The organism is Symploca atlantica LB2515, assembly GCF_052546295.1.
This window is the reverse complement of the sequence record NZ_JBQWMT010000001.1, coordinates 5,368,022-5,392,345: the sequence shown is the minus strand read 5'-3', so window position 1 is coordinate 5,392,345 and position 24,324 is coordinate 5,368,022. Positions and strand designations below refer to the sequence as shown.

The 24,324-nt window shown below is 43.2% G+C and carries 15 protein-coding genes; 10 read left to right on the top strand and 5 right to left on the bottom strand.

Annotated elements, in window-relative coordinates; all coding sequences use genetic code 11:
* The first annotated feature begins 17 nt into the window (after positions 1 to 17).
* The 7 genes from ACT7WV_RS22425 to ACT7WV_RS22395 all read left to right on the top strand — a co-directional run bounded on the left by ACT7WV_RS22425 (position 18) and on the right by ACT7WV_RS22395 (position 15,260).
* Complete coding sequence (locus tag ACT7WV_RS22425) at positions 18 to 3,329, top strand: response regulator (RefSeq protein ID WP_445105002.1); 3,312 nt, start codon at positions 18 to 20, stop codon at positions 3,327 to 3,329.
* A gap of 31 nt (positions 3,330 to 3,360) precedes the next feature.
* Entirely contained in the window at positions 3,361 to 3,840 is a 480-nt protein-coding gene (locus ACT7WV_RS22420) for a chemotaxis protein CheW (RefSeq protein WP_445105001.1), read from the top strand.
* 79 nt (positions 3,841 to 3,919) lie between these two features.
* Positions 3,920 to 6,589, top strand: coding sequence for a methyl-accepting chemotaxis protein (locus tag ACT7WV_RS22415; RefSeq protein ID WP_445105000.1), 2,670 nt, complete (start codon positions 3,920 to 3,922; stop codon positions 6,587 to 6,589).
* A 319-nt stretch (positions 6,590 to 6,908) separates the two neighbouring features.
* Positions 6,909 to 9,152, top strand: a complete 2,244-nt coding sequence (locus tag ACT7WV_RS22410; RefSeq protein WP_445104999.1) for a TOMM precursor leader peptide-binding protein — start codon at positions 6,909 to 6,911, stop codon at positions 9,150 to 9,152.
* Positions 9,153 to 9,176: 24 nt separating this feature from the next.
* Complete coding sequence (locus tag ACT7WV_RS22405; RefSeq protein ID WP_445104998.1) at positions 9,177 to 10,616, top strand: SagB family peptide dehydrogenase; 1,440 nt, start codon at positions 9,177 to 9,179, stop codon at positions 10,614 to 10,616.
* Positions 10,617 to 10,758: 142 nt separating this feature from the next.
* Positions 10,759 to 11,109, top strand: coding sequence for a hypothetical protein (locus tag ACT7WV_RS22400; RefSeq protein ID WP_445104997.1), 351 nt, complete (start codon positions 10,759 to 10,761; stop codon positions 11,107 to 11,109).
* Between the two features lie 242 nt (positions 11,110 to 11,351).
* Entirely contained in the window at positions 11,352 to 15,260 is a 3,909-nt protein-coding gene (locus tag ACT7WV_RS22395) for a two-component regulator propeller domain-containing protein (RefSeq protein ID WP_445104996.1), read from the top strand.
* Between the two features lie 47 nt (positions 15,261 to 15,307).
* Here the strand turns inward: ACT7WV_RS22395 and ACT7WV_RS22390 are convergent, their stop codons facing one another.
* Positions 15,308 to 16,585: a dihydrolipoamide acetyltransferase family protein gene (locus ACT7WV_RS22390; RefSeq protein WP_445105717.1), complete on the bottom strand. Its 1,278-nt coding sequence runs from the start codon at positions 16,583 to 16,585 to the stop codon at positions 15,308 to 15,310.
* A gap of 322 nt (positions 16,586 to 16,907) precedes the next feature.
* Positions 16,908 to 17,192: a DUF427 domain-containing protein gene (locus ACT7WV_RS22385; RefSeq protein ID WP_445104995.1), complete on the bottom strand. Its 285-nt coding sequence runs from the start codon at positions 17,190 to 17,192 to the stop codon at positions 16,908 to 16,910.
* A gap of 146 nt (positions 17,193 to 17,338) precedes the next feature.
* On the opposite strand from ACT7WV_RS22385, the gene recQ reads away from it, so the two are divergent.
* On the top strand, positions 17,339 to 19,471 hold the full coding sequence (recQ, locus tag ACT7WV_RS22380) for a DNA helicase RecQ (protein WP_445104994.1): 2,133 nt from the start codon (positions 17,339 to 17,341) through the stop codon (positions 19,469 to 19,471).
* Between the two features lie 210 nt (positions 19,472 to 19,681).
* On the opposite strand, the gene ACT7WV_RS22375 is transcribed toward recQ, so the two are convergent.
* The 3 genes from ACT7WV_RS22375 to ACT7WV_RS22365 all read right to left on the bottom strand — a co-directional run bounded on the left by ACT7WV_RS22375 (position 19,682) and on the right by ACT7WV_RS22365 (position 21,311).
* On the bottom strand, positions 19,682 to 20,446 hold the full coding sequence (locus tag ACT7WV_RS22375; RefSeq protein WP_463424194.1) for an SDR family NAD(P)-dependent oxidoreductase: 765 nt from the start codon (positions 20,444 to 20,446) through the stop codon (positions 19,682 to 19,684).
* 60 nt (positions 20,447 to 20,506) lie between these two features.
* Complete coding sequence (locus tag ACT7WV_RS22370) at positions 20,507 to 20,728, bottom strand: DUF4327 family protein (protein ID WP_445104993.1); 222 nt, start codon at positions 20,726 to 20,728, stop codon at positions 20,507 to 20,509.
* A gap of 439 nt (positions 20,729 to 21,167) precedes the next feature.
* Positions 21,168 to 21,311, bottom strand: coding sequence for a high light inducible protein (locus tag ACT7WV_RS22365; protein WP_463424291.1), 144 nt, complete (start codon positions 21,309 to 21,311; stop codon positions 21,168 to 21,170).
* 278 nt (positions 21,312 to 21,589) lie between these two features.
* Between ACT7WV_RS22365 and ACT7WV_RS22360 the strand changes: the two genes are divergently transcribed.
* The gene (locus ACT7WV_RS22360) at positions 21,590 to 22,993 is read left to right on the top strand and encodes a PQQ-dependent sugar dehydrogenase (RefSeq protein WP_445104991.1); all 1,404 of its coding nucleotides are present in this window, start codon (positions 21,590 to 21,592) and stop codon (positions 22,991 to 22,993) included.
* Positions 22,986 to 24,275: a pentapeptide repeat-containing protein gene (locus ACT7WV_RS22355; protein WP_445104990.1), complete on the top strand. Its 1,290-nt coding sequence runs from the start codon at positions 22,986 to 22,988 to the stop codon at positions 24,273 to 24,275. Before ACT7WV_RS22360 ends, ACT7WV_RS22355 begins: the two co-directional genes overlap by 8 nt.
* Positions 24,276 to 24,324 lie beyond the last annotated feature (49 nt).

Genomic DNA, 24,324 nt, shown 5'->3' with positions numbered 1-24,324 from the left:
CTTTCCCTGCAACTCCCATGACTAAAGAGCCGACTATTCGTGAGCAAGGCTATAACTGCTTTCTCCAGGAAGCGCCAGAACTTTTGCAAGCTTTAGAACAAGACTTACTCAGTCTTAGAGAGAACCACAGTCTCAACAAAGTCCACAATCTGATGCGGATCACTCATACTCTCAAGGGTGCTGCGGCCAGCGTTGGCTTAGAGACGATCAAAAGTGTAGCTCATTCCCTGGAGGATATTTTTAAAGCCCTGTGTCAACCAGACTTGTTGATCGATTCAGAAGTTGAAGCCTTGCTCTTTGAGGGTTATGAGTGTCTTCACCTGCCGCTAACCGCCGAATTTACAGGTGGCCAAGTCAATGAAGCAGAGGTTCTTGACCGAACAGCGGCCATTTTCGCCCAACTACAAGAGAAGTTAGGAGACTGTTTTGCTCAGAAGGATCATCTCCCCTCCTCGGCAGAATTAGGCTTTGATGTAACACAGTCTATTTTTGAAATAGGGGTAACTAAAAGGTTACAAGAGATCGCCACTGCCTTGAACCATGGCAATATGCAGGAGATTATCAACGCTCTGCAAGTCCAGGCAGAAGTTTTACTCGGTTTAGCGGAATCCCTCAATTTACCAGGTTTTGGAGCTATTGCTCAGACAGCGCTCACTGCCCTAGATAATCAACCTGAGCAGGCAGAAACTATTGCTAGGCAGGCTTTAGAAGACTTTCTGGAAGGACAGGCCGCAGTACTAGAGGGTGACAGAAGCCAAGGCGGTTACCCCTCAGAAGCACTGCAACAACTAGCTGGCATAACTCTGAAGACCACAGATGCGGTTATCGAACCTACAGAGTTTCCGGCAGAAAATTTTGATGGCGAGTCACAGCAAGAAGAATCAAGCAACGAACTCCTAGAATCAATCTGGGGCGTGGACAGAGAAAATTCTGCCCAAGAAATCAATGAATTACCTCTAAGCTTCTCTAACCAAGCAGCAGAAGAAAAGGAAGAATTTGTGTTGACTGGGATGGTAGAAGAAACGCCCGACTTAGCACAGGAAGAAACACAAGAATTCTTCTTCAGCAAGCAGATAGGGAATGGTTTTGCTTCAGCCAGAAGAAACCAACAACCAAGGACAACTTCAACCCAGCCCAAAGAAGTATTGACGAATGACCAATCGCCAGTCCCTAGGCAAGAGAAAGCTTCTCCTGCTCGTACAGTGCGGGTCAATGTTGAGCATTTAGAACATCTCAATTATTCCATTGGGGAATTACTGACTAACCAAAACCGTCAGTCCCTAGAAAACGAACAACTACGAACTCAAGTAAAAGTTCTCATTAGTCGTCTGCAAAAACATCAGCAACTACTTAGTCAATTGCGGGATTCATCGGACCATCTGTTTACTTTGCCTGAGCAATGGCAGGATAGTAAAAGATGGCACGCCGATAAATTAAAGTTAACAGCGCCAATTGCTAACTTCCAAGCCTCTACAGAGCGTTTCGATCCTCTAGAACTAGAGCACTATACTGAAGCCGGACTTCTCATCCAGTCGATTCTGGAAGATACAGTGCAGTTAGCAGAAGCCAGTGATGCTATTGAGCTATTCTCCAGACAGTCTGGTCAGACTTTAGGCAAACAAACTCGACTGTTGACTAGTGCCCGCGATGCTCTCATTGAAGCTCGGATGTTGCCTTTGGCAAAGATCTTCAATCGCTTGCCTCGTGTCCTTGAGCAGTTAGAAGTACTACATGACAAGTCTGTAACACTGGAACTGCAAGGTACGGAAGTCCTAGTAGAGAAAGTGGTAGCAGAAAAGCTCTATGATCCTTTACTGCATCTGGTACGCAATGCTTTTGACCACGGTATTGAGTCTCCCAGTCATCGGCAACAGTTTGGTAAGTCTCCTCAAGGGCTAATTTCCATCTGCGCTTATCATCGGGGTTCTTACCTGGTGATTGAAGTCAAAGATGATGGTCAAGGGTTAGATTTTGAGCAGATTCGTCAACGGGCGGTAGAGACTCAACTGCTCGATATCGAACAAAGTCATGCTTTGGATGAAACTCAGCTTAAAGATTTGCTGTTTGAACCGGGTTTTTCTACCGTCTCTGAGGTGAACGAACTCTCCGGGCGAGGTATTGGTTTGGATGTAGTTCGCACTCAGATACAAACTCTTAACGGTTCGGTTACGGTTGATGCTGAAATCGATCAGGGTACTAGATTTATCCTGCAAATTCCCCTCAGCCTCACCATTGCCAAGTTACTTGTCTTTCAGGCTGGTGATAGTTCCACGGGTACTGGGGGAGGAAATCGCATTTATGCTTTGTTGGCTGAGGCAATTGAGCAAATTATTATTCCTAAACCTTCGCAACTCCAGTGTTGGTCAGATGGCAAAGCTCTGCGGTGGGGCAAGGGCGCAGACCAACAACTAATTCCAGTTTATCAACTGGCAACTTTCTTGAATTATTATTCACCAGTTCCAGAAACTTTAGGTACTCGTAAGTTACAGTCTTTTGTACCTCAAGAATCAGTAAATCCTATCTTAATTATCCGTTGTCAAGGCCAATTGATGGGTCTGGAAGTCAATCAACTCGTTGGTGATCAGGAACTAGTCGTTCGTCCCTTGGGAGGGATGATTACGCCACCGAGTTTTGTCTACGGGGGAAGTATTCTGGCCGATGGCCGGTTGACACTGGTACTTGATGGGGAAGCGCTGTTGCAGTATCTATCTGACCAACAGGCTAATGACAGTACAGAGAGTTCGTCTATCTCAAGGCTCGATGGGGAAAACAGTAGTGTTGCTACTAATAGACTCAACAGCAGCTCGCTTTACTATACAAATGCTTACCGCGAAGCGCAAACTACTACACCGACAGTCCTTTCATCGAGTCAAGAACACAAGCAATTGCCCGCTGCGACTGGTGGTTCCTGGCGCTCAAGGGTTGAGGGAGATTTTCGGTTCAAGCCAGAAAGAGTGGTTCTCTTAGTAGATGACTCAATTACGGTGCGGCAAACTCTAGCAATGACCCTACAACAGGCTGGCTATCAGGTGCTTCAAGCTAAGGATGGTTACGAAGCAATCGAGCAAATTCAGCTTCACTCGGAAATCGATCTAGTAATTTGCGATATCGAGATGCCTCGTCTCAATGGGTTTGAGTTTCTCAAATACCGTCAAGAAGATGCAACTTTGGCGCAGATTCCTGTACTAATGCTAACCTCCCGGAGCGGTGATAAGCACCGTTTGTTAGCCCAGGAGTTGGGAGCAACGGACTACATTACTAAGCCTTACTTAGAACATAAGCTGTTGACAATGTTGACGGAGTTACTAGAGAACACTCGTAATCAATAAAGTTTTAGATGCCAAGTAGCAAAAAAAGATTATGTACGAAGAGTCAGAAACTGAGAAGTTTATCGTTTTTCAGATTGCGGATTATCTCCTGGCGCTCCCCATTGGCGAGGTACTCAAGGTAGTAAATTATTCATCTACTGCGGCTGACAAGGGGTTGAAAACGATGGGGTTAATCCAGCTGGGAAAGTATACGATTAGGATGTTGAATTTGTCTGAACGCTTAAGCTCGGATAGTTCACTTCCATTACCAGTAGCTCAAGCTTTTCTCGTAATTACCCGCTCTCCTCAGGGAGAACTATGGGGTATTGCCGTAGAGGAACCACCCAATTTAATGGAGTTACCTCTAGAGAGGATACACCTTATTCCTTCATCGGAGAGCCAGTCAGGTGTCTTCGGGCTTGCCAGTTATGGCGCTGTTGTCTCTCAGGGGCAAGCAACTGCAACAATTTTTCTACTGGATCTCCAGCGAGTCTTCAATAATTCCCTTCAACTTTCTTTGACATCTTCCTAAGTTCCTAGGTTACCAGGAGTAACCTATTCGCCGCTAGATTCTTGGCATTTTAGCGGAAGCTTTATCCCAATTCGTAGAAATGACAGAACAACCCAAGAGAGTTTTTCCTATAGCCCCAAACACTTTATCTGAGACGACACAGCAGTTTCCCAAGTCCTTCTACTCTCAATTTCAAAAGCGGGAATTTCCAGTCACAAAAACGGCAGCTTTTGGTGAAGCTGATGATGCTGAGAGTTTCAAGATACAACTTCGCCCAGGACTGACTCTGGTAATTCATGGGCAAATTGCTAATTGGGCTGACGCTTCGCTAGTGCAACAGTCAAGTAGTGCTTTAGGCAAAACGAACTCTGAGATCATTAGCCAGAATAGCATTACCCATTCGCCACAATCCTTCTTACTTGGGGTTTCTCCTTCTACCTCAATTTCCCCATCGCCGGGTACTTCTTTTTTCCGTCAATTTCCTCAAAAAATGAAGACTATCTGGCAACAGCAATCCTTAAGCACGAAAGCAACGGTTTTAGCGATCGCTCTCGGCACACTCCCTGTAATTGGTATCATTGCCACGGAGTCAATTAGCAACTCTCCACCTCCTCAATTAGTGCCAGGAGAAACTACTCCAACGGGGCAAGATCAAACTGCTACTCTTTCAGATTTTCAGAAATTATTGCTGCTCACTCTCAAGCTTTCGGCTGGAGGAGCAGCTTTACTCTTAAGTGCTATGGCAATCCGCATAGCACACCGTAATAGTAGTTCAATTTTGGTAGCGGCTAAGGCGGCGGAGCAGTTAAGTCAAGGGCAACTCAATACCCGCATCCTTGTAGAGGGAGAAGACGAATTATCGGTTTTAGGAACTAAAATTAATCAACTAGCAGGAAGGCTGGTACTCCAAGCTGCTGAGGGTAATCAAGCACAGCAGTTGCATCAGGTTACTTCTCGCATTCGGGCATCTCTGGAGCGGGAATATATCATCAATACCGCAGTTACAGAGACTCGTCTGGCTTTGCAAGCAGATCGTGTGATTATTTATCGCTTCGATGATGCTGGTGAGGGTACTATTATTGCTGAATCGATTGCCCTTGGTTGGCCTGCTTCCCTAGGTAGCCAAATTAGAGAACCTGCTTTTAAGAACAAAGAGACTATCCACTACCAAAAAGACCACTGTCAAGCGATTGAGGACATCTACACAACGAGTTTGACTGAATCTGAAATTCGACAACTGGAACTCCTCTGTGTCAAGGCGAGTTTGGTAGTGCCGATTATTGCTGACAAGCAGTCTCATGGTTTACTAATTGCCCATCAATGTTCAGAAACGAGGGATTGGAAGCAGTTAGAAGTTGATTTCTTCAAGCAAGTGGCAACTCAGATAGGCTTTGCTCTTGATCAAGTAACGTCGCTAGAGGAATTGGAAGATCAGCGAAAACAGCAAGAAGCTCAAGCTAAGCGCGCTTTTACACGAGCAAAAGTAACTCAGCAAGAAGCCCTCAAACAGCGTCAACTTAAGGAAGCAGTTCAGCAAGAAGCCCTCAAACAACGTCAACTTAAGGAAGCAGCTCAGCAAGAAGCCCTCAAACAACGTCAACTTAAAGAAGCCGCTCAGCAAGAAGCCCTCAAACAGCGTCAGCTTAAGGAAGCAGTTCAACAAGAAGCCCTCAAACAGCGTCAGCTTAAGGAAGCCGCTCAGCAAGAAGCCCTCAAACAACGTCAGCTTAAGGAAGCAGCTCACCAGGAAGCCCTCAAACAACGTCAGTTCCGGGAGAGACAACAACAGCAACTAGCAAAACTGCTCAAAGACATTGAAGCTTTTGCCCAGGGAGATCTCAGGGCGCGGGCTAGCGTGACAGAGGGAGAAATTGGACGTATTGCTGACTCTTTCAACGGGATTATGGCGCGTCAGCAAGCAATTGCCGTCAAGATTAAACAAGTCGTAGCTGAAGCTAATACTGCACTCCAGAAAAATCAAGAGGCAGTTCGCCAAATTTCCTCAGAATCTAGCCAACAATCTCAAGAAACTAGTCTTAATCTCAATACAATTGAGCAAATTCAGCATTCGATTCAAGAGTTAGCTCAGAGTGTCAGCCAAGCTACTTCTCTATTAAATTACGCTTCTAGTAGCGCTGAAGCTGGTAGTTTGGCAATGGATACCGCCCTGCAAAATATCTGGAATTTAGAGAAAACTGTAGCAAATACCTTCACGGATATGCAGGGTTTAGGTAAGTCTGCTCAAGAGGCTTGCCACATGGTTTCTTTAATTAAGGAAATCGCCTTAGAGACAAATATGTTAGCTATTGATACTGGTGTTGAGGCGGCAAGGATGGGTGAAGATAGCGAAGGTTTTGCCGTTGTCGCTAAAGAGTTTGGTGAATTAACTAGCCGCTCTAGCTTAGTCATTCAACAAATTGAAAAGCTTGTTAACAATATACAACAGGAAACTGCTCAACTAGTCAAGGCAATGCATCAAGAAATGAACACCGTCAACGAAAGTTCTCGCCTAGTTAAACAGACGAAACAAAGTATGGGCGAGATTTTTGAAGCTTCTTACCAGGCTGACAAATTGGTGGAATCAATTGCTCTGGCTACCATCTCTCCCGTGGAAACCTCAAGGAATTTTATTGACTGGATGAAGTCGATGGCTCAGGTTTCTGAAGAAACCTCTAAAGCTGCTGAGCAAATTTCTGGCTCAATTGAGCAGACTATCACAGTCACCCAGGAGCTAGAAACTTCGATAGAGGTATGGAAAGTAAAGAATTAGAGCTTGTTCTCCTTTAGTCAAAAGTCAGCATTTTTACAAAACGAGGAAGCCTAGTCAAGTCTTCTTGCTTCTTTACAAAACCATACTTAATTTACGTATAATCCGGGGTTGACAAATCATTTTAATTATGAGTCAGCAAGGGTTTGCTCAACATTTATCAATAAGCTCATGCTTATTGATAAAATAGACCATAACTTAAGTACAACTGCGGATATTTTTATTAAAGATAGTGTCAGATAATTTTCCCTAGTGCTTGAGCAAACTTTCGTGTACGTCGGGTTAAGGGTTAACAACAACTGAACTTGGCGCTTTCTTGAATATGATTAATAGACCAAAGTTTAAAAGTTGTTTCCATATCGAGATTGTAGAATCTAATGTATTTTTGCTGTCTGAGCAAGATTGTTTTTTGCTCAGTGGTCATTTATATGGTCTATTAACACCATTAATTAATGGCAAGCATACTGTTGATGAAATTGTCGAATTTTTGCAAGAAAAAGCTTCTGCTGCTGAAGTTTACTATGCCTTAATGCTCATGGAGCAAAAGGGCTATTTAGTCGAAAGTCAAGCAGTAATTTCTTCCTCGGTAGAGGCTTTTTGGGAGCTTTTGCAAGTTACTCCGCAAGCAGCTATTAGTAAATTAAATTCTACTAAAGTTTCTCTTCACACTTTTGGAAAAGTTCCTGGACAAGAATTTATTGCCACACTCGAATCGTTAAATATTCAAGTCAGTAGTGATGGGGATCTAGGAATTGTTGTTACTGATGACTATTTGCAAGAGGGACTGACTGAATTTAACCAAAAATCTTTATTTCTCCAACGTCCTTGGATACTGGTTAAACCAGTAGGAGCTACTATTTGGATTGGTCCAATTTTTTATCCAGGGAAAACGGGTTGCTGGGAATGCTTAGCTCAACGCCTGAGAGCTAATCGCCCTGTTGAAAGTTATATCCGAAAACAGAAGGGTATTTCAATACCTTTGCCAACATCCTTGGCTATGTTACCTTCCACATGGCAAACTGGACTAAATTTGGCAGCAACTGAAATTGCTAAATGGATTGTTCAGGAAGAGAATAAGCAGCTAGAAGATGTCCTGATTACTTTTAATACTTTTTCTCTGAAAACAGAAAGCCATATTTTGGTAAAGCGCCCCCAATGTCCTAGTTGTGGCAATCCTGGTCAGTTTAGCAGAGAACCATCACCTGTTATTTTAGAAAGCCGTCATAAAACCTTCACAAGTGATGGCGGACACCGTTGTTTCTCTCCTGAAGAAACTTTCGAGAAGTATCAACATCATATTAGTTCAATTACGGGAGTAATTCAAACGTTAAAGCCTTATTACCAGCAAGAAAAAGGAGTATTGCATAGTTATACCGCTGGACATAACTCAGCCATTAAATCGGGTAGTTTATACTTATTACGTGAAACTATTCGTGGCAGAAGTGGCGGTAAAGGTAAAACCGACATTCAAGCTAAAGTTAGTGCAGTCTGCGAAGCAATTGAGAGATATTCTGGTGTATTTCAGGGAGATGAAATTAGACAGAAAGATACCTATTTAAATTTGGGTAGTGCGGCGGTTCACCCTCAAAGCTTTCTTAATTTTAGTGAAGAACAATATAAAAATCGTAGACAAGAGAATGATAAACTAGCTCCTTATTTAAGAGTTCCGGAGCCTTTCGATGAAACAAAAGAAATTGAATGGACTCCTGTTTGGTCTCTAACTAATCAAGAATTTAAATATCTTCCTACGGCTTATTGTTATTACAGTTATCCGAAAAAACAAAATCCTTTTTGTTGGGCAAATTCCAACGGTTCAGCGGCTGGAAATACCAAGGAAGAAGCAATTTTTCAGGGTTTTATGGAGCTGGTAGAGCGAGATAGTGTGGCTTTGTGGTGGTATAACCGAGTAAAACGTCCAGCTATAGATTTAGATAGTTTTGATGAGCCATATTTTCAAGCAATAAAAGATTATTACAAAACCCTTAACAGAGAACTTTGGGTGCTAGATATCACGGCGGATTTAAATATACCTGTTTTTGCTGCTATTTCTCGACGAATGGATAGGGAAAATGAGGATATTATTTTTGGTTTTGGAGCTCATTTTGATGCAAAAATGGCGATACTTCGGGCAATAACTGAAGCAGGTCAAATACTACCAGGTGTTTTGACTTCAACTGCTGATGGCAGTACCAAGTATACTTTCACTGATGAGGTTGCTCTAGACTGGTGGCAAAAGGCGACTATCGAAAATCAGCCTTATCTTGTCCCTGATAGCAGCCTTAAACCAAAGGCTTATTCTGATTATCCCCAAAGGTGGAGTGATGATTGTAAAGAAGACGTAATGGCGTGCGTAGACATTGCTGAAAAGCATGGTATGGAAGTTCTGGTTTTAGATCAAACACGTCCTGATATAGGACTAAATGTTGTCAAAGTCACCGTTCCTGGAATGCGCCACTTTTGGAAAAGATTGGGACCAGGAAGATTATATGAAGTGCCAGTTAAATTGGGCTGGTTACCGAAATCTCTTAGGGAAGACCAACTAAATTCATTCCCTATGTTTATCTAAGAATTAATCAGGAGTCAGGGTTAAATGTCTCAATCTTTATTACTTTCTTTCAAGAAAAACGTCTCTCTCATTAATGAGACAACCAATAATATTGTAGTCAAATCACCTTATGTCCGGGGAAATAATCCAGAAAAGAGCCTTAAAATTGAGCAGGTAACGCCCGGTTTGTTAGCAGCTATTGAGACTATTTCCGCCAATGGCGCTACTGAAGAACAACTTAGTGATTTAGTACTACAAACAGATGGTATCGCGGAACTGCCTAAGTTTTATTACTACCTGCAAAAGTTCACGGAAAATGGCATGCTCTGCCACACTGTTCTTTGTAATGGAGTTCCCTTAGCAACTAGGGTTACTAATGCGCCTTCTGAGCAATTTCAATACCTAGAAGCAGTAAAAGACAAGAAATATATTCTGTCACGTTTTGCCTATTGTCGGAAAGAAGAAGACCAGCTAGTTTTAGAATCTCCTTTATCTCATGCCAAAATCATCTTAGCTGGTTGGCAAGGTGCTGCGTTGATGGCTGAACTTGTCCAGCCCCATAATTACCAGGAAATATCTGCTAAGATACCTAACATTTCGGAAGATATCAGCCAGTTATTCTTCAGCCTGCTTTTAAGTTCTAATCTCCTTTATCAAGTTCCCGAAGATGGCAAGATTCAGGAAGAAAAAAACGAAGCACTTGCCCATTGGGAGTTCCACGATTTACTATTTCATTCTCGAAGCCGATGGGGTAGACATAGTAATCCCGTGGGGAAAACCTTTCGTTTTTTAGAGACAATAGAACAGCCTCCCATCGTCAAGCCTAAGATGTCCAATGACATTATTGAGCTTTACAAACCAAATATAGAAAAACTTAAGCAGGAAGATACTCCTTTTACTCAGGTTCTGGAAGAGAGAAAATCCATTAGAGGATATCAAGAAGATACACCGATAACGGCTCAACAAATTGGGGAGTTTCTTTATCGTTCAGCAAGAACTACCCGGAAAATTTCTAAAGATTATGGAGAGTGCGACCATAGACCTTACGCTAATGGTGGAGGTCGTTATGAGTTAGAACTTTACTTAGCTGTTAATCTATGTGATAATCTACAGTCGGGCTTTTATCATTATCGCCCTAAAGAACATCAACTTTGTCGCCTAACTGGTAGAAATAACCAAGTAGAAATACTGATAAAAGAGGCATCACTAGCAACCAAGAAAAACTGTGTTCCGCAAGTATTAATCATTTATGCCGCACGCTTTCCTAGAGTTGCCTGGGTTTATCAGTCCATCGCTTACTCGATAATTCTCAAAGATGTAGGTTCCTTGCAGCAGACAATGTATTTGGTAGCAACTGCGATGAATCTTGCCCCTTGTGCCATTGGAGTGGGAGATGCTGAGTTATTTGCGAATCTGGCTGGAACAGATTATTATGCTGAATCTTCTGTGGGGGAGTTTATTTTGGGTAGTAAGCCAATTCAGTAAACTCTCCGTATAATCACGGTTGCTTTTCCTAGGCATATTTTCTTAATATTTCTTTTAGAACGAGTGGCAGCAAGGTGAATTTTTTCCCTTAATAGAATCTAGAACCTGCTCGAAAAACTTCTGAAATCAAGGTGTAACAAAAATGCAATTACTAGCAACAGACAATAGAGAATCTCAAAAAGTATTGTCTAAAATCATCGCTAAGACATGGCTGGATGAAGAATTTAAGCAAGCTTTTTTCTCCCAAACTAACAGTGTTTTAGAGAAAAACGGACTGACTATTCCTCATGGAGTAGAATTCAGCGTGAACGAACACACTCTAGTTGGAACTCAGAAGAATTCCCCAGATAGTGTTAATGGGAAGGTAGTTTACGAAATACCTTTGCCTAATAAGCCTACTGGTCTCACTGATGAACAGTTACAGTCTTTAGCTAGTGGGGATAACTCGGACGCCTCTATCGCTTTACTGTGTGGCGACGGAGGAACAATTTAATATCTCTGCACTAAATTTTAATTACAAAGCACTGCAATAAGAAGATTTTAACAGTCCTGGTATGAATACCGGGGCTGCTCGATAGTATCTGGAAGTATGTTTATGACAATATCATGTAAGAGGATGTAGAATGATCGCTAGCTTTGAAACCTACAGATATGGCAATTGTAAGCTGTAAAATTAACTATATAATTATAAGATTTGCTACAAGAATAATCCTAACAATAATCTTAATCATTTTAATGGTGCTGCATCTCCCAGGTGCGGTGTATGCGCAAGAAACTGACATCCAATTTGAGCATATCACTGTTGATCAGGGTCTTTCTCAGAGTAGCGGTCTTTGTATCCTTCAAGATGCTCAAGGGTTTATGTGGTTCGGTACCCAGACAGGACTAAACAGGTATGACGGGTATAAATTTACAGTTTATAAATACGATAAGTTAGATCTTCACTCATTATCTGATAATTGGATCTCTGCCATCTACGAAGACCAGTTTGGCATACTCTGGGTTGGCACGGATGGTGGAGGACTTAATAAATTTAACCGAGAAACTGAGCAGTTTACTGGTTATATATACGAACCAGATAACCCCAACAGTTTAGGGGCTAATCGGGTTTTGTCAATTTATGAAGACCAGTTTGGCACACTTTGGGTTGGCACGGACGGTGGGGGACTTAATAAGTTTAACCGAGAAACTGAGCAGTTTACTCGTTACACTAATAATTCAAATGACCCCGATAGCTTAAGTAACGATTCTGTATCCTCAATTTACGAAGATCAATCGGGGACACTTTGGTTGGGGACTAGAGGTGGAGGAGTCAACAAATTCGACCGAGAAACTGATAAATTTAGCCATTACCAACATAATCCAAATGATAGCAATAGCTTAAGTAATGATCAGGTGCTGTCAATCTATGAAGACCACTCTGGTCTGCTTTGGATAGGTACAAATGGTGGAGGACTTAATAAATTTGAGCGTGAAACTGGGCAGTTTACCCATTACAAGCATGACCCCAAAAATCCTAATAGTTTGAGCCATGATACAGTCAGCTCAATCGTTGAAGATAGATTCGGCAATCTCTGGCTAGGCACAAGTAGCTGGTATGGTAATTCTTACGGCACAGCCCTCGATAAGTTTGATCCTAAAAAAGGGCAATTTATCCATTACACTCATGATCCAATAAATCCCAACAGTTTGAATGATAATACAGTTCCTTATGTTTATAAGGACAATTCCGAAATACTGTGGATTGGTACTGGTTTTGGTGGTATCAATAAGCTAGACACGAAAGACAAAAAGTTTAAGCATTACAAAAGCGACCCAGATAACCCCAATAGTTTAGCTAGCAATCATATTTTTTCTATCTATGAAGATCAATCCGGCATAATCTGGATTGGTACTGAAGGGGGAGGACTTAATAAATTTGATCGTAAAACAGAGAAATTCACCAACTATAAACACGATCCGGCTAACCCCAATAGTTTGAGTGGTAGCACTATCTGGTCAGTTTACGAAGATCGATCTGGTATGTTGTGGATTGGTTCTCAAGAAGAAGGACTCAATAAATTTAATCGCCAAACAGGAAAATTTACCCACTACAAAAATAATCCTGACAACTTAAACAGTTTAAGTGATGATACTGTCACGTCAATTTATGAAGACCATTTAGGTACATTCTGGATTGGTACTTTTAAAGGTGGACTCAACAAACTGGATCGCCAAACAGGAAAATTCACCCATTACCAAAACGATCCGAATGACCCCAATAGCCTAAGTGACAATACAGTTTGGTCAATATATGAAGACAAGTCTGGCACGTTATGGATTGGTGGTTATGGCAAAGGTGGACTGAACAAGTTCAATCGTGAGACGGGGAAATTTACGCGCTACAAACATGACCCAAATAACCCCAATAGTCTGAGTTACGATCGGATTACTTCTATCTATGAATATCCTACAGGCACTCTCTGGATTGGCACCCAGGGAGGAGGATTGAATAAGTTTAACAAATCAACAGAACAATTTGCCAACTATACAGAGAAAAATGGTTTACCTAATAATTCTGTAATTGGCATTTTAGGAGATAACCAAGGAAATCTCTGGTTAAGCACAGAAAAAGGATTATCAAAGTTTAATCCTCAAACTGAAAAGTTTAGAAATTATGATGTAAGCGATGGACTTCAAGGAACTGAGTTTGATGGAGTGAAAGCTTATTTTAAAAGTGAGACAGGAGAAATGTTTTTTGGTGGCTACAACGGTTTCAACGCCTTTTATCCTCAACAAGTAAAAGACAATCCCCACATTCCCCCGATTGTAATCACCGATTTTAAAATTTTTGAAAAAGACGTAAATCTCGATAAAAGTATTTCAGAAACTCAAGAAATTCAACTCTCTCATAAAGACGACTTTTTCAGTTTTCAATTTTCCGCATTAGATTACACCAATCCTGATAAAAATCAATACGCCTATAAACTAGAAGGATTTGACAAAGGTTGGATTTATTCAGGCACTAGACGCTATGCTAGTTACACTAACTTAGATGGCGGTACTTATGTATTTAGAGTCAAAGGTTCCAACAATGATGGTGTTTGGAACGAAGAAGGTACTTCTCTTAAAATAATCATTGCTCCTCCACCTTGGAAGACATGGTGGGCTTATATTCTTTATGTACTAACTTTAGTATGCGCTGTCTGTGGCTATGTACACTGGAGAACCGAAGCGCAAGCGAGAGAAAACGCTTTGTTGCGGGAAAGTGAAAGAGAACTCCAGCAAATTCTCGAAGCCATCCCAGTGGGAATATTAGTAATTGATACAGAGAGGGAATTAACCTACGCCAATCAAAGTGCCCTACAGTTAATTGGCAAAGAACTCACACCGCATGTCTATCTGGACGAACAGCCTGAGTTTTATCAAATCTATACTACTGGAACAGATCAACTATATCCTACAGAAGATTTACCCCTTGGGCGAGCGTTGAAAGGAGAAAAAACCCACACTGAAGATATAGAAATTCACCAGCCAGGAAAAATTATTCCCTTGGAAGTGTGGGGAACCCCTATTTATGACGAGCAAGGTAATATTATCTATGGCATCTCCGCCTTCCAAGATATTACCCCTCGTAAACAAGCAGAAGCAGAACGTCAACAGTTTATCGCAGCACTGCAACAAGCAAGAAACCAACTACAGGCTGTTTTAGATACTGTCCCTGGCTGTGTTTCTTGGATGAGTGCTAATGGTCAATATATTGGCGCTAATCAATACTTAGCTAATATCCTTAATCTATCGACTGACGAGTTTCCTGGCAAAGACATCGGTTTCCTCAATCAAGATTCCGAGTTTGCCAAATTTATGCTTCAGTTTCTGGTAAGTTCAGAGGTACATGCTTCCCAAGTTATCGATATACCCATCGCTGGTGTTCATCGTAGTTACTTAGTGGCGGTGCAAAAGTACCAAGGAGACACAGCCGCTGTTTCAGTAGGAATTGATATTACAGAACAAAAACAAGCAGAAGCCGAACTTTCTGCTTCATTGCGAGAAAAAGAAATTCTGCTACAAGAAGTTCACCACCGAGTTAAAAATAACCTACAGATTATTTGTAGTTTACTTGACCTACAATCTTATAAACTCAACGATCAAGGAACCATAGCAGTATTCCGAGAAAGTTACAATCGTGTTCAATCCATGGCATTGATTCATGAGAAGCTTTACCAATCGACATCTCTAGAGAAAATTGATTTGGCAGAGTATGTTGAAACCCTCACTGACTATCTACGACAGTGCTACGGTACTAGGTCAGAGTGCATCACCGTAAAAGTCAACGTCGAACCAATTTTTCTCAATCTTACTTCAGCAATTCCTCTAGGATTAATTATCAATGAGCTAGTGTCAAATGCTCTAAAATACGCTTTTCCTGCACAAAAAAATGGCTTAATTGAGGTTAACCTCAAATCAGAAAGGGAACAAAAATTTATTTTAAATATTCAGGACAATGGTATCGGTTTGCCTGAAAATGTAGATTGGCGAAAAAATACGACTACTTTAGGGTTACAGTTAGTTCAAGTTTTAACAGAGCAACTGGACGGAGAGATTACCCTGGATCAGAGCCAGGGTACTAACTTCCAGATTAAATTTTTTGAGGCGGAAACCTAAAAAAATAAAACATGGGCGAAGACATATAATTCACCCATGTTTTATTTTCAAAGAGTGAGCGACTGGGGATCTGTTTCAATCAACTTCGCTAAGTCTTGCAAGAAAGAAGCAGCATCAGCACCATAGATAATACGGTGGTCACAGGTAATATTAACTTGCATCTGACGGCGTACGCCCATCATGCCATTAGCTGTTGCTACCACCTGCGGTCTTGAGGCTCCAATTGCCAAAATTGAACCTTGTCCTGGTGGTAAGATGGCGTCAAAGCGGTCAACACCGAACATTCCCAAATTCGACAAGGTGAAAGTCCCAGAGTTATATTCCTCAGGCTGTAACTGCTTAGTTCGGGAACGTTCTACTAGGCTTTTCCAAGTGCGAGATAGAGAATAGATATCTACCTGGTCAGCATTTTGTAATACTGGCGTAATCAGCCCTCCGCCATCCATTGCCACAGCTACGGCGACGTTAATAGTATTGCGATAACTAACTCCCTGTTCTGTATAACTAGCATTCAGCAAAGGATGTTTCGCCAAAGCAACAGCTACAGCTTTAGCCAACAGCGCCGTCATAGTCACACCCTTTGACTTGACTTTTTGGTATAGCTTATCCAGTTCGTCAGTCGTTATCGTGTAACCGACACGGAAGGTAGGCACCTGAAGGCTAGCCATCATATTCCTTACCACTGCACTTTGTAGCGTATTGAAAGAAATAATTTCTCCCTGAGGCACGCCGAGAGGAGCCGTTTTTGCTGGTACTACTTGAGTCGCAGGAGTGGGTGTCTTCGTTGGAGTTGCAGCAGCTGGGACACTGGTTTTCCCCGCAGCAGCTTCTACGTCCTGGGCAACAATGCGCCCATGAGGCCCACTGCCTTTCAAGGTGTTCAGTTCAACCTTTAGTTCTTTGGCTAGCTTACGAGCGCGAGGAGAGGCAATCACCCGTCCATTGCGCCGGCTAGTGGTGTCTTGAGCAATTGCAGGAGTTGCTTTTACAGGTTCCGGGGCCAGTGCTGTTTGTTTCTGAGCTTGTCCCGCAGAACCCTGTTGAGCCATTTGAGCGGCTTGTTCTTTCGCCGTCTCAATTTCTGCTTCCGTTTCTGCCACCAGAGCGATTGGGGCACCTACGGGAGCTGCTTCACCGGCTGGTACTGTGATGACAGCCAGATAGCCCTCATAGAAGGACTCAACATCCATATCTGCTTTATCTGACTCGACCACCACCACGGTTTCGCCTTTTTCAACTTTATCGCCTGGGGATTTTTCCCAGGAAACAATCTTGCCTTCTGTCATGGTGGAACTGAGGGCGGGCATGAACAGGTCGTGAATCATGGGGTAGTCTTCCGAATCAATAGCTGGTAGGGTAGCAAGAAATTTCGCCAGACAGCATTGTAGCCTGAGGAGAGGTTCTCTCACCAGTCAAGCACCTCTGGCTAAGCTTGAGCTTTTCTAGCCTAAGAGCTGCCTAGTCTCTTGGCAAATGCCAACAAGTGTGTAAGCAGCTCCTCAAGCTTAATCCCAAGTTTGCCAATAGTGTGCTTGAGTTGCACATTCTACTAGTAAAGAGAGTACACATCGGAAACTCTCCACTGAGGAAAACTTTAGATTGTCGTAGCATCTGACATGCTCATTTTATTCTAGGAACCATAGTCACCTAGACTTCGACTTTCACCCCTCTCCAGAAGGCAACATATCCTTCAATGTTTTTTGCCTTTTCCTTAGCACTCGGATAATACCAGGCAGCATCCTTATTTTCTTGCCCATCGACCACAATTGTGTAGTAGCTAGCTTGACCTTTCCAAGGACAACTGGTGTGGGTACTGCTTTCTTGGAAATACTCCTTGTTGATGGAGTCAGGGGGGAAGTACTGGTTGCCTTCCACAACTTCGCACTGATTGCTCTCGGCGAGAACAGTTCCGTTCCAGATTGCTTTTGGCATTGGTTACTTAACTTAATAAACTCTCTAATTATTATTATGGAGTGGATCAGCAAAAAAAATTAATGTGTAACCACAGATGGCTACCAAAGAGCATTCGCGGCAGCTGAGGTTCTAAAATAATCCCATCAGCGCCAAGAGCATCAACTATGCATCAGTTAAACTCCCTGGAGGAAGCACTCAAACATTTTTTTGGTCACGACAGCTTCCGCCCTGGACAGCAAAGGATTGTGGAACAAGCGCTTCAGAATCGAGATTTGCTGATTATCATGCCTACAGGGGGCGGCAAGTCGCTGTGCTTCCAACTGCCAGCACTGCTCAAAGCTGGTCTTACAGTAGTAGTGTCACCCTTGATTGCCTTGATGCAAGACCAAGTGGACGCTCTGCAAGATAACGGTATTGGAGCAACGTTTCTTAATAGTAGTCTGAATTGGGACGCTGTGAAATCGCGGGAAACAGCTATTCTCAATGGCAAGATCAAATTACTCTACGTCTCACCAGAACGTCTTTTGGCAGAAAAATTTACACCTTTTCTCGAGAGAGTGCGATCGCAAATAGGGATTTCCGCTTTTGCCATTGATGAAGCACACTGTGTGTCTGAATGGGGACATGACTTCCGCCCAGAATATCGGCAGATGAGACAACTGCGCCAACGTTATCCAGATATTCCCCTGCTTGCCCTCACTGCTACCGCTACCAAGCGCGTGCAACAGGATATTATCCAACAGCTAACACTACGGCAGCCAGAAATTCACCTGGCTAGCTTCAATCGCCCTAACCTCTACTACGAAGTTCAAGCCAAGCAAAAGCCAAGCTACAACCAGCTATTCAAGCTCATCAAATCCTACCCAGAAGGCTCAGGCATTGTTTACTGTCTCAGTCGTCGTACAGTAGACGAAGTTGCCTTCAAGCTCCAGAAAGAGGGTATCTGTGCGCTACCATACCATGCGGGGATGAGTGACACCGATAGAGCAACAAATCAAACTCGCTTCATCCGGGATGACGCGCAGGTTATGGTAGCAACCATTGCCTTCGGTATGGGCATCAATAAGCCCGATGTGCGCTTTGTTGTCCACTATGACTTACCCCGTAACTTAGAAAGTTACTATCAAGAATCGGGACGCGCAGGCAGAGACGGTGAGCTTGCCCACTGTACGCTATTTTATAGCGCTGCTGATATTCCCAGAATTGACTACTTTATCGAGCAAAAACCCGATCCCCAAGAGCAACGACTCGCCCGTCAACAGTTGCGTCAAGTAATCGACTACGCTGAAGGTTCAGACTGCCGTCGTACGATTATGCTGCGCTACTTTGGCGAACGACTCCAGGGAAATTGTGGTAAGTGTGATAACTGCTGCTATCCCAAACCAGTGGAAGACTGGACAATTGAGGCACAAAAATTTCTTTCTTGTGTAGCCCGGTGTCGGGAACGCTTCGGAATAATACACACTATTGATGTGCTGCGGGGCTCTAGAAAAAAGAAGATTGAGCAGTACGGACATCACCTGCTATCCACTTACGGCATTGGCAAAGATAAAAGCAGCGACGCCTGGAAAATGCTAGCGCGATCGCTTTTGCATCAAGGTTTAGTAGACGAAACTACCGATGGCTATCGAGTACTCAAACTCAACAAATTGAGCTGGGAAATACTGCGCAAACAGCGTTCTGTAGAAATTGCCGTCACCCAAACACCAGCATCCCAGGCAATAGCCGATGTTAACCCAAGAAATGCGGAGGCCGAAATTCTCTTTGAAAAACTGCGAAAGTTGCGTAAACAAATAGCTGACGCTCAATCTGTCCCCCCTTACGTTGTCTTTGCTGATTCCAGCCTCAAGTTGATGGCACAGGTACAACCCCAAACTATCGATGCTTTTGCTCAAATTTCTGGTGTAGGCACTCATAAACTTACTCAGTATGGAGAGCGGTTTGTGTCAGAAATTCGCGCTTTTTGTCAGGAACAAAAGTTGCCAGCACCTCTACCTTCAACTAGCCAAATGACAACACTACAGCTCTATCAACAAGGTTTGAGTGTTGCAGAAATTGCCGCCAAACGCAGCTTTAGTAGCAGCACGATTATTGCCCATCTAAGTGAATTAATTGAAATGAAACAGCCTATAGATTTAAGTAGGCTAGTATCTCCCGAAAAACAAAAGCCGATTATGAAAGTCATTCAAACTGTGGGTGCTGAACCCTTGAGAAACCTTCGTGAACAACTCGGAGAAAGTTTCTCTTACGAAGAAATCAGGCTAGTACGCTCTTGGTGGCGACGGGAACAAATTTAATATACCAATCCTAAATGAGATACAAAAGCCTCGCCCTTGCTTAAAAATCAAATAGGATTACCGTAGATCTACATTGTGGCAATCTTCAATAAATTGCCACAATTGTCTGTTTTATCTTCTCTCAATCTGTGGTTAATGTGGCTCATCAATGATGGGGCACAGGGATATACTTCTGGCAAAAGCACCTAACAATGAGAAATAGTTAAAACTCTACCATGGTAAACTGCTACCATCCCAGGAGAAAAATTGCCCGCTATCATCTTCATCTAACTTTTCGATGACTGCCAACAATTGCGCAACAGTCTGCTCTACTGAAAATAATTTCTCGGCAGGTACATTCTTTTGAAAAGGTTGAGAAAGGCGAGTATCAGTTGTGCCTGGGTGCAACGTCACCACTACAGTCTGAGGACTTTTTCTGCCATACTCGATCGCTACAGTTCGCATAAACATGTTCAGTGCCGCTTTGGAGGCTCGATAGCCGTACCATCCTCCTAGTCGATTGTCGCCAATGCTGCCAATCTTGGCAGAAATACTGGCAAAAATGCTGCGATCGCTGTGACGGAATAATGGTAGTAGGTGTTTAGCCAGCAGTACAGCACCAATACTATTTACTTGGAAATAGCGCATCAAATTGTCTGCGTTAATCTGCCGGAGGCTTTTCTCTGGTTGCAAAGGATTCTCATGCAACAATCCCACGCAGTTAATTACTAAGTGGAGTTTGTCAACTGACTTCTCTATGCATTCTATACATTGGGATATCTGTGATTCTTTGGTGATATCTAATGGGAGGCAAACTAATTGATCAGGATGCTGACTTGCCAAGGCAATTAGCTCAGAAGCTGACTCGTGACTACGATAGGTTGCATAAATTTTGGCAAAATTGTCATATTGGAGCAATTTTCTGACAAAGCCCAAACCAATGCCCTGACTTGATCCCACAATGAATGCATTGGCATTATTAATATTATTTATCACAAAAATTGCATTTAATTAGTGATCAATATTCCTCTAGCGATTGCTAAACAACAAAAATATTCAGTCTTCTTCCCAGTGTTCGTGACCTAGGAGGTCAATAATAGGATCTCTGAGCAAAAATTCGTTTTCCTCTAACTCAAGCTCAACGGTAGCCCATTCACGAACAGGAATGTATTGACAAAGAGTATAAATTGGCTGACGACGGCTAAGAAAGCCTTGTTTGACGAGACGAAGTGCTTCGTCCTTAATCATATTTATCGAGTATCGAACCGAAGTAGCCATAGCTCACCACCTCATTTTTGAACGCGGAATTAATCATCGGAGAGATGGTGGTTTTAGTTTCCCCTTCTAAATTAGGGAAAACAATTGAGCAACGCACCAAGAGAACACGATTTTGTTTCCACCTTAATTATTATCCAGATTGTCCACCCAGAGAGACAGCTTCTTTGAGATTTTTAACAGACGTTAACAGATGGATTAACCGATGTTCAGCGAAAGCAAGTCAGGGTTTAGTATCTAATCGGGGTAGATTCTTGAGGTTAGAGTCTAAGAGAGTCCCAATGCAATAGAGAAAAGAAATTCCAATCTATAAACAGATTATTGGGACTGAAGGTGACACCTTCAGTCCCAATAGTATTTTATCCACTAGACTCAATCTGAGGAGGATTTACCAGGTTCAAAGCTCTCTGAAGTGATTTAGCGGCTTTGAGCGCCAACTGAATTACATCAGACCAATTTGCTGTAAGATCCCTTGACCTGTGATCCATTCGGTAGCTAGACCGATTACGAATCCTAGCATGGCCAGACGACCATTCCAGGTTTCTGCGAAGCCAGTGAAGCCAAACTTGTTTTCTTGCTCTTGCATGACTATAAATGTCTTCTGTATAGCGTCTGCAATAAAATGTAACATTTTTCCAGGAAATTCGCAATATTAATTAATAATCTCTGTTTACAAAAAAGTATGAGTTTCAGTTATCGGTAAATCTCTGGCTTGAGCGAGGGAGTATTTGAGTTCAATACTCCTCCTGCCTTCTGAGTTGAATCTACTAACAAGTTTTCCCTAACTTCCAGGAAAAACTTATTTTGCCTAATTCTTAGTTGGGAAAACTAACCTGGAAATATGTCGCAATCTCATTAGATTCTATGAAGCCCTGGCGTCTGCTCATGCCCCTACTGATAGTGATCTACACTTGTGCTGCTTGCAGCTCAACCAACAGCTCAGTTGAGGAATCGACTTTACAACCTGCAACAAAGACTCGACAAAAATCATCATTAGGTGAATCGCCTCAGAGTGCGCAGCCACCAGTTGCTGCCAAACCTAAACAGCAGGCAATTTCCTCTGTGCCAGCTTCAAGCATTGTACCCACCGAGACTCTGACTCCCCAGCCTATTCAGATTGCCCTCACCGACTTGCCCCAACCCTTTGCTACCAACAGTGCCTCCCAGAGTCCCCAAGTTGTAGCCGTGCCGTCTAATCCAACTTTGAAAGTGCCACCTAGCTTTGAAGTCAACGTCTTTGCTGATCAATTAGACAGTCCCCGCTGGCTAGCGCTTACCCCCAGTGGAGATGTTTTAGTTACAGAAACTAGACAAAACCGCATTAGCCTGTTGCGCGACAGCAACCGTGATGGTGTAGCCGATGTCAAAAAAACTTTTGCCAGTTCACAAAACGGGTTAAACATTCCCTTTGGTATGGCTTTTGCCGATAACTCCTTCTTCCTGGGCAACACAGACGCTGTTTTGCGCTTTCCCTACACTCAAGGTCAAGAGCAACTCACTGGCACGGGCGAAAAAATTGTTGATCTTCCTGGCGGCGGCTACAACCAGCATTGGACAAGAAATGTTGTTGTCTCCCCAGATGGACAAAAGCTCTACGCTTCTGTTGGCTCGCGCTCCAACGTCAATGAAGAACCCTTACCTCGTGCCTCCGTGCAGGTGATGAACCTCGATGGTTCCAGCCAGGAGACTTTTGCCTACGGTTTACGCAACCCAGTAGGTCTTGACTTTCATCCCATAACTAGTGAACTTTATACCACCGTTAATGAACGGGACGGAATCGGAGATGACCTCGTACCAGATTTCTTAACACGCATTCGTCAAGGAGAATTCTATGGTTGGCCTTATGCTTATCTAGCACCAACATTGATTGAACCACGCCAGCAAAATAACGGTCAGAGCAAACGCCCCGACTTAGTAGCCCAAACTCAGACTCCCGACGTTCTTTTCCAAGCTCACTCGGCAGCTCTAGGACTGCAATTTTATGATGGACAAACCTTCCCCGAAAAATATCGCAATGGTGCTTTTGTCGCCTTTCGCGGCTCTTGGAACCGAAACCAGGGTACTGGCTACAAGGTTGTCTTTGTTCCCTTTCAAACTGACGGACGACCCGAAGGTTACTACGAAGACTTTCTCACTGGTTTTCTGCTCGACCCCTCTGTCCCAAAAACTTGGGGACGCCCCGTTGGTTTGCTGGTCTTACCCGATGGTAGTTTGTTGGTCACTGAAGAGGCTAACAACCGGATTTATCGCATTCAATATCGTGGCTGATCTGAGAATTGTACTGCTGAGTTTTTCTTTTCTAATTAGCCAAGGATTTACTACCACTGCCGACGCCGTTAATCCGGAACACCTTGAACAATTACTGGCTACCAATGCCTGTAGGTCTTGTGACTTAAGAGATGCTCAACTAAGCAATGCCTATCTTCAAGAGGCAGACTTGAGCGGTGCTCAATTGGATGGGGCAGAACTGGTGGGTGCTAATCTAACACGTGCCAACCTGACTGGTGCTGAGTTGAACGGTGTCGGTTTAGCAAAAGCTGACCTTAGAGGTGCTTCTTTAAGAGAGGCACAATTGGGGGTAAGGCAACAAGAAGATCAAGCAGTAGTTACTGATTTGGTCAATGCCAACCTTCAGGAAGCTGACTTATATGCAGCTAATCTGACTAGCGCCCAGTTACGTAGCGCTAACCTGAGAAGAGCCCAACTCAATTATGCTAACTTGGCGGCCGCTAACCTAGAAGAAGCTGACCTCACTAGCACTAAGTTAGTAGCGGCCAATTTAGTAGGAGCTAATTTAAAAAAAGCACAACTGAAAATTGCCGACCTGAGAACCGCTAACTTCACAGGAGCTCAGATGAGTGAGGCAAATTTGGATAGTGTTGATGCTGGCAACGTTAATTTGACTAGCGCGGACTTGCGCCAAGCTTATTTACCCGAAGCTGACTTAAACGGAGCTCTGCTTATTGGGGCAAATCTTCAGCAAGCAGTGCTGATTGCCGTTAACCTCCAGTTTGCCGATTTGAGCGGTGCTGACCTGAGAGGAGCGATGTTAAAGGGTGCAGGTCTCAACCGTGCTAATTTAAGTGGGGCGAATTTAGAGCTGGCTGACTTGACCAATGCCAAATTAGCGATCGCTAACTTAACAGATGCCCAACTCACTGGAGCCAAACTCCAGTTTGCCTATTTGCACAGCGCTATCCTGACCAATGCCAATTTAAGTGGCGTTGACTTACGAACTGCTCTATTGCGTTTAGCTAACTTGACTAATGCCACTTTAGTCGGTGCGACTCTCAAAGCTGCCAACTTAGTTAATGCTGAGTTAACTGGTGCCAACTTAATGTATGCGGATTTGACGCTGTGCAATTTGAGAGGTGCCAACTTAAGAAGTGCCAATCTGAGTCATGCTAACCTATCTCAGGCCGATTTAGAAAAAGCATCTCTGGTTGACGCCAATCTCAGTGAGGCTAAGCTCGAAGGTGTACTCGGACTCAAAAAGGTAAGGTATTCTCCTTGGTTATTAGCCAATCCCAGAATACTTAAGCGAAATTAAAGATTCCCTTAGAGTCTGATGATCAAGCCAGATCTAGAATCTTCTGATG

Coding starts and splice junctions, on each gene's coding strand:
- ACT7WV_RS22365 (WP_463424291.1), bottom strand. CDS start 21,311: ATGCAAGAGCAAGAAAACAAGTTTGGCTTCACTGGCTTCGCAGAAACC.
- ACT7WV_RS22395 (WP_445104996.1), top strand. CDS start 11,352: ATGGTGCTGCATCTCCCAGGTGCGGTGTATGCGCAAGAAACTGACATC.
- ACT7WV_RS22390 (WP_445105717.1), bottom strand. CDS start 16,585: ATGATTCACGACCTGTTCATGCCCGCCCTCAGTTCCACCATGACAGAA.
- recQ (WP_445104994.1), top strand. CDS start 17,339: ATGCATCAGTTAAACTCCCTGGAGGAAGCACTCAAACATTTTTTTGGT.
- ACT7WV_RS22425 (WP_445105002.1), top strand. CDS start 18: ATGACTAAAGAGCCGACTATTCGTGAGCAAGGCTATAACTGCTTTCTC.
- ACT7WV_RS22415 (WP_445105000.1), top strand. CDS start 3,920: ATGACAGAACAACCCAAGAGAGTTTTTCCTATAGCCCCAAACACTTTA.
- ACT7WV_RS22410 (WP_445104999.1), top strand. CDS start 6,909: ATGATTAATAGACCAAAGTTTAAAAGTTGTTTCCATATCGAGATTGTA.
- ACT7WV_RS22400 (WP_445104997.1), top strand. CDS start 10,759: ATGCAATTACTAGCAACAGACAATAGAGAATCTCAAAAAGTATTGTCT.
- ACT7WV_RS22370 (WP_445104993.1), bottom strand. CDS start 20,728: ATGGCTACTTCGGTTCGATACTCGATAAATATGATTAAGGACGAAGCA.
- ACT7WV_RS22360 (WP_445104991.1), top strand. CDS start 21,590: ATGAAGCCCTGGCGTCTGCTCATGCCCCTACTGATAGTGATCTACACT.
- ACT7WV_RS22385 (WP_445104995.1), bottom strand. CDS start 17,192: ATGCCAAAAGCAATCTGGAACGGAACTGTTCTCGCCGAGAGCAATCAG.
- ACT7WV_RS22405 (WP_445104998.1), top strand. CDS start 9,177: ATGTCTCAATCTTTATTACTTTCTTTCAAGAAAAACGTCTCTCTCATT.
- ACT7WV_RS22420 (WP_445105001.1), top strand. CDS start 3,361: ATGTACGAAGAGTCAGAAACTGAGAAGTTTATCGTTTTTCAGATTGCG.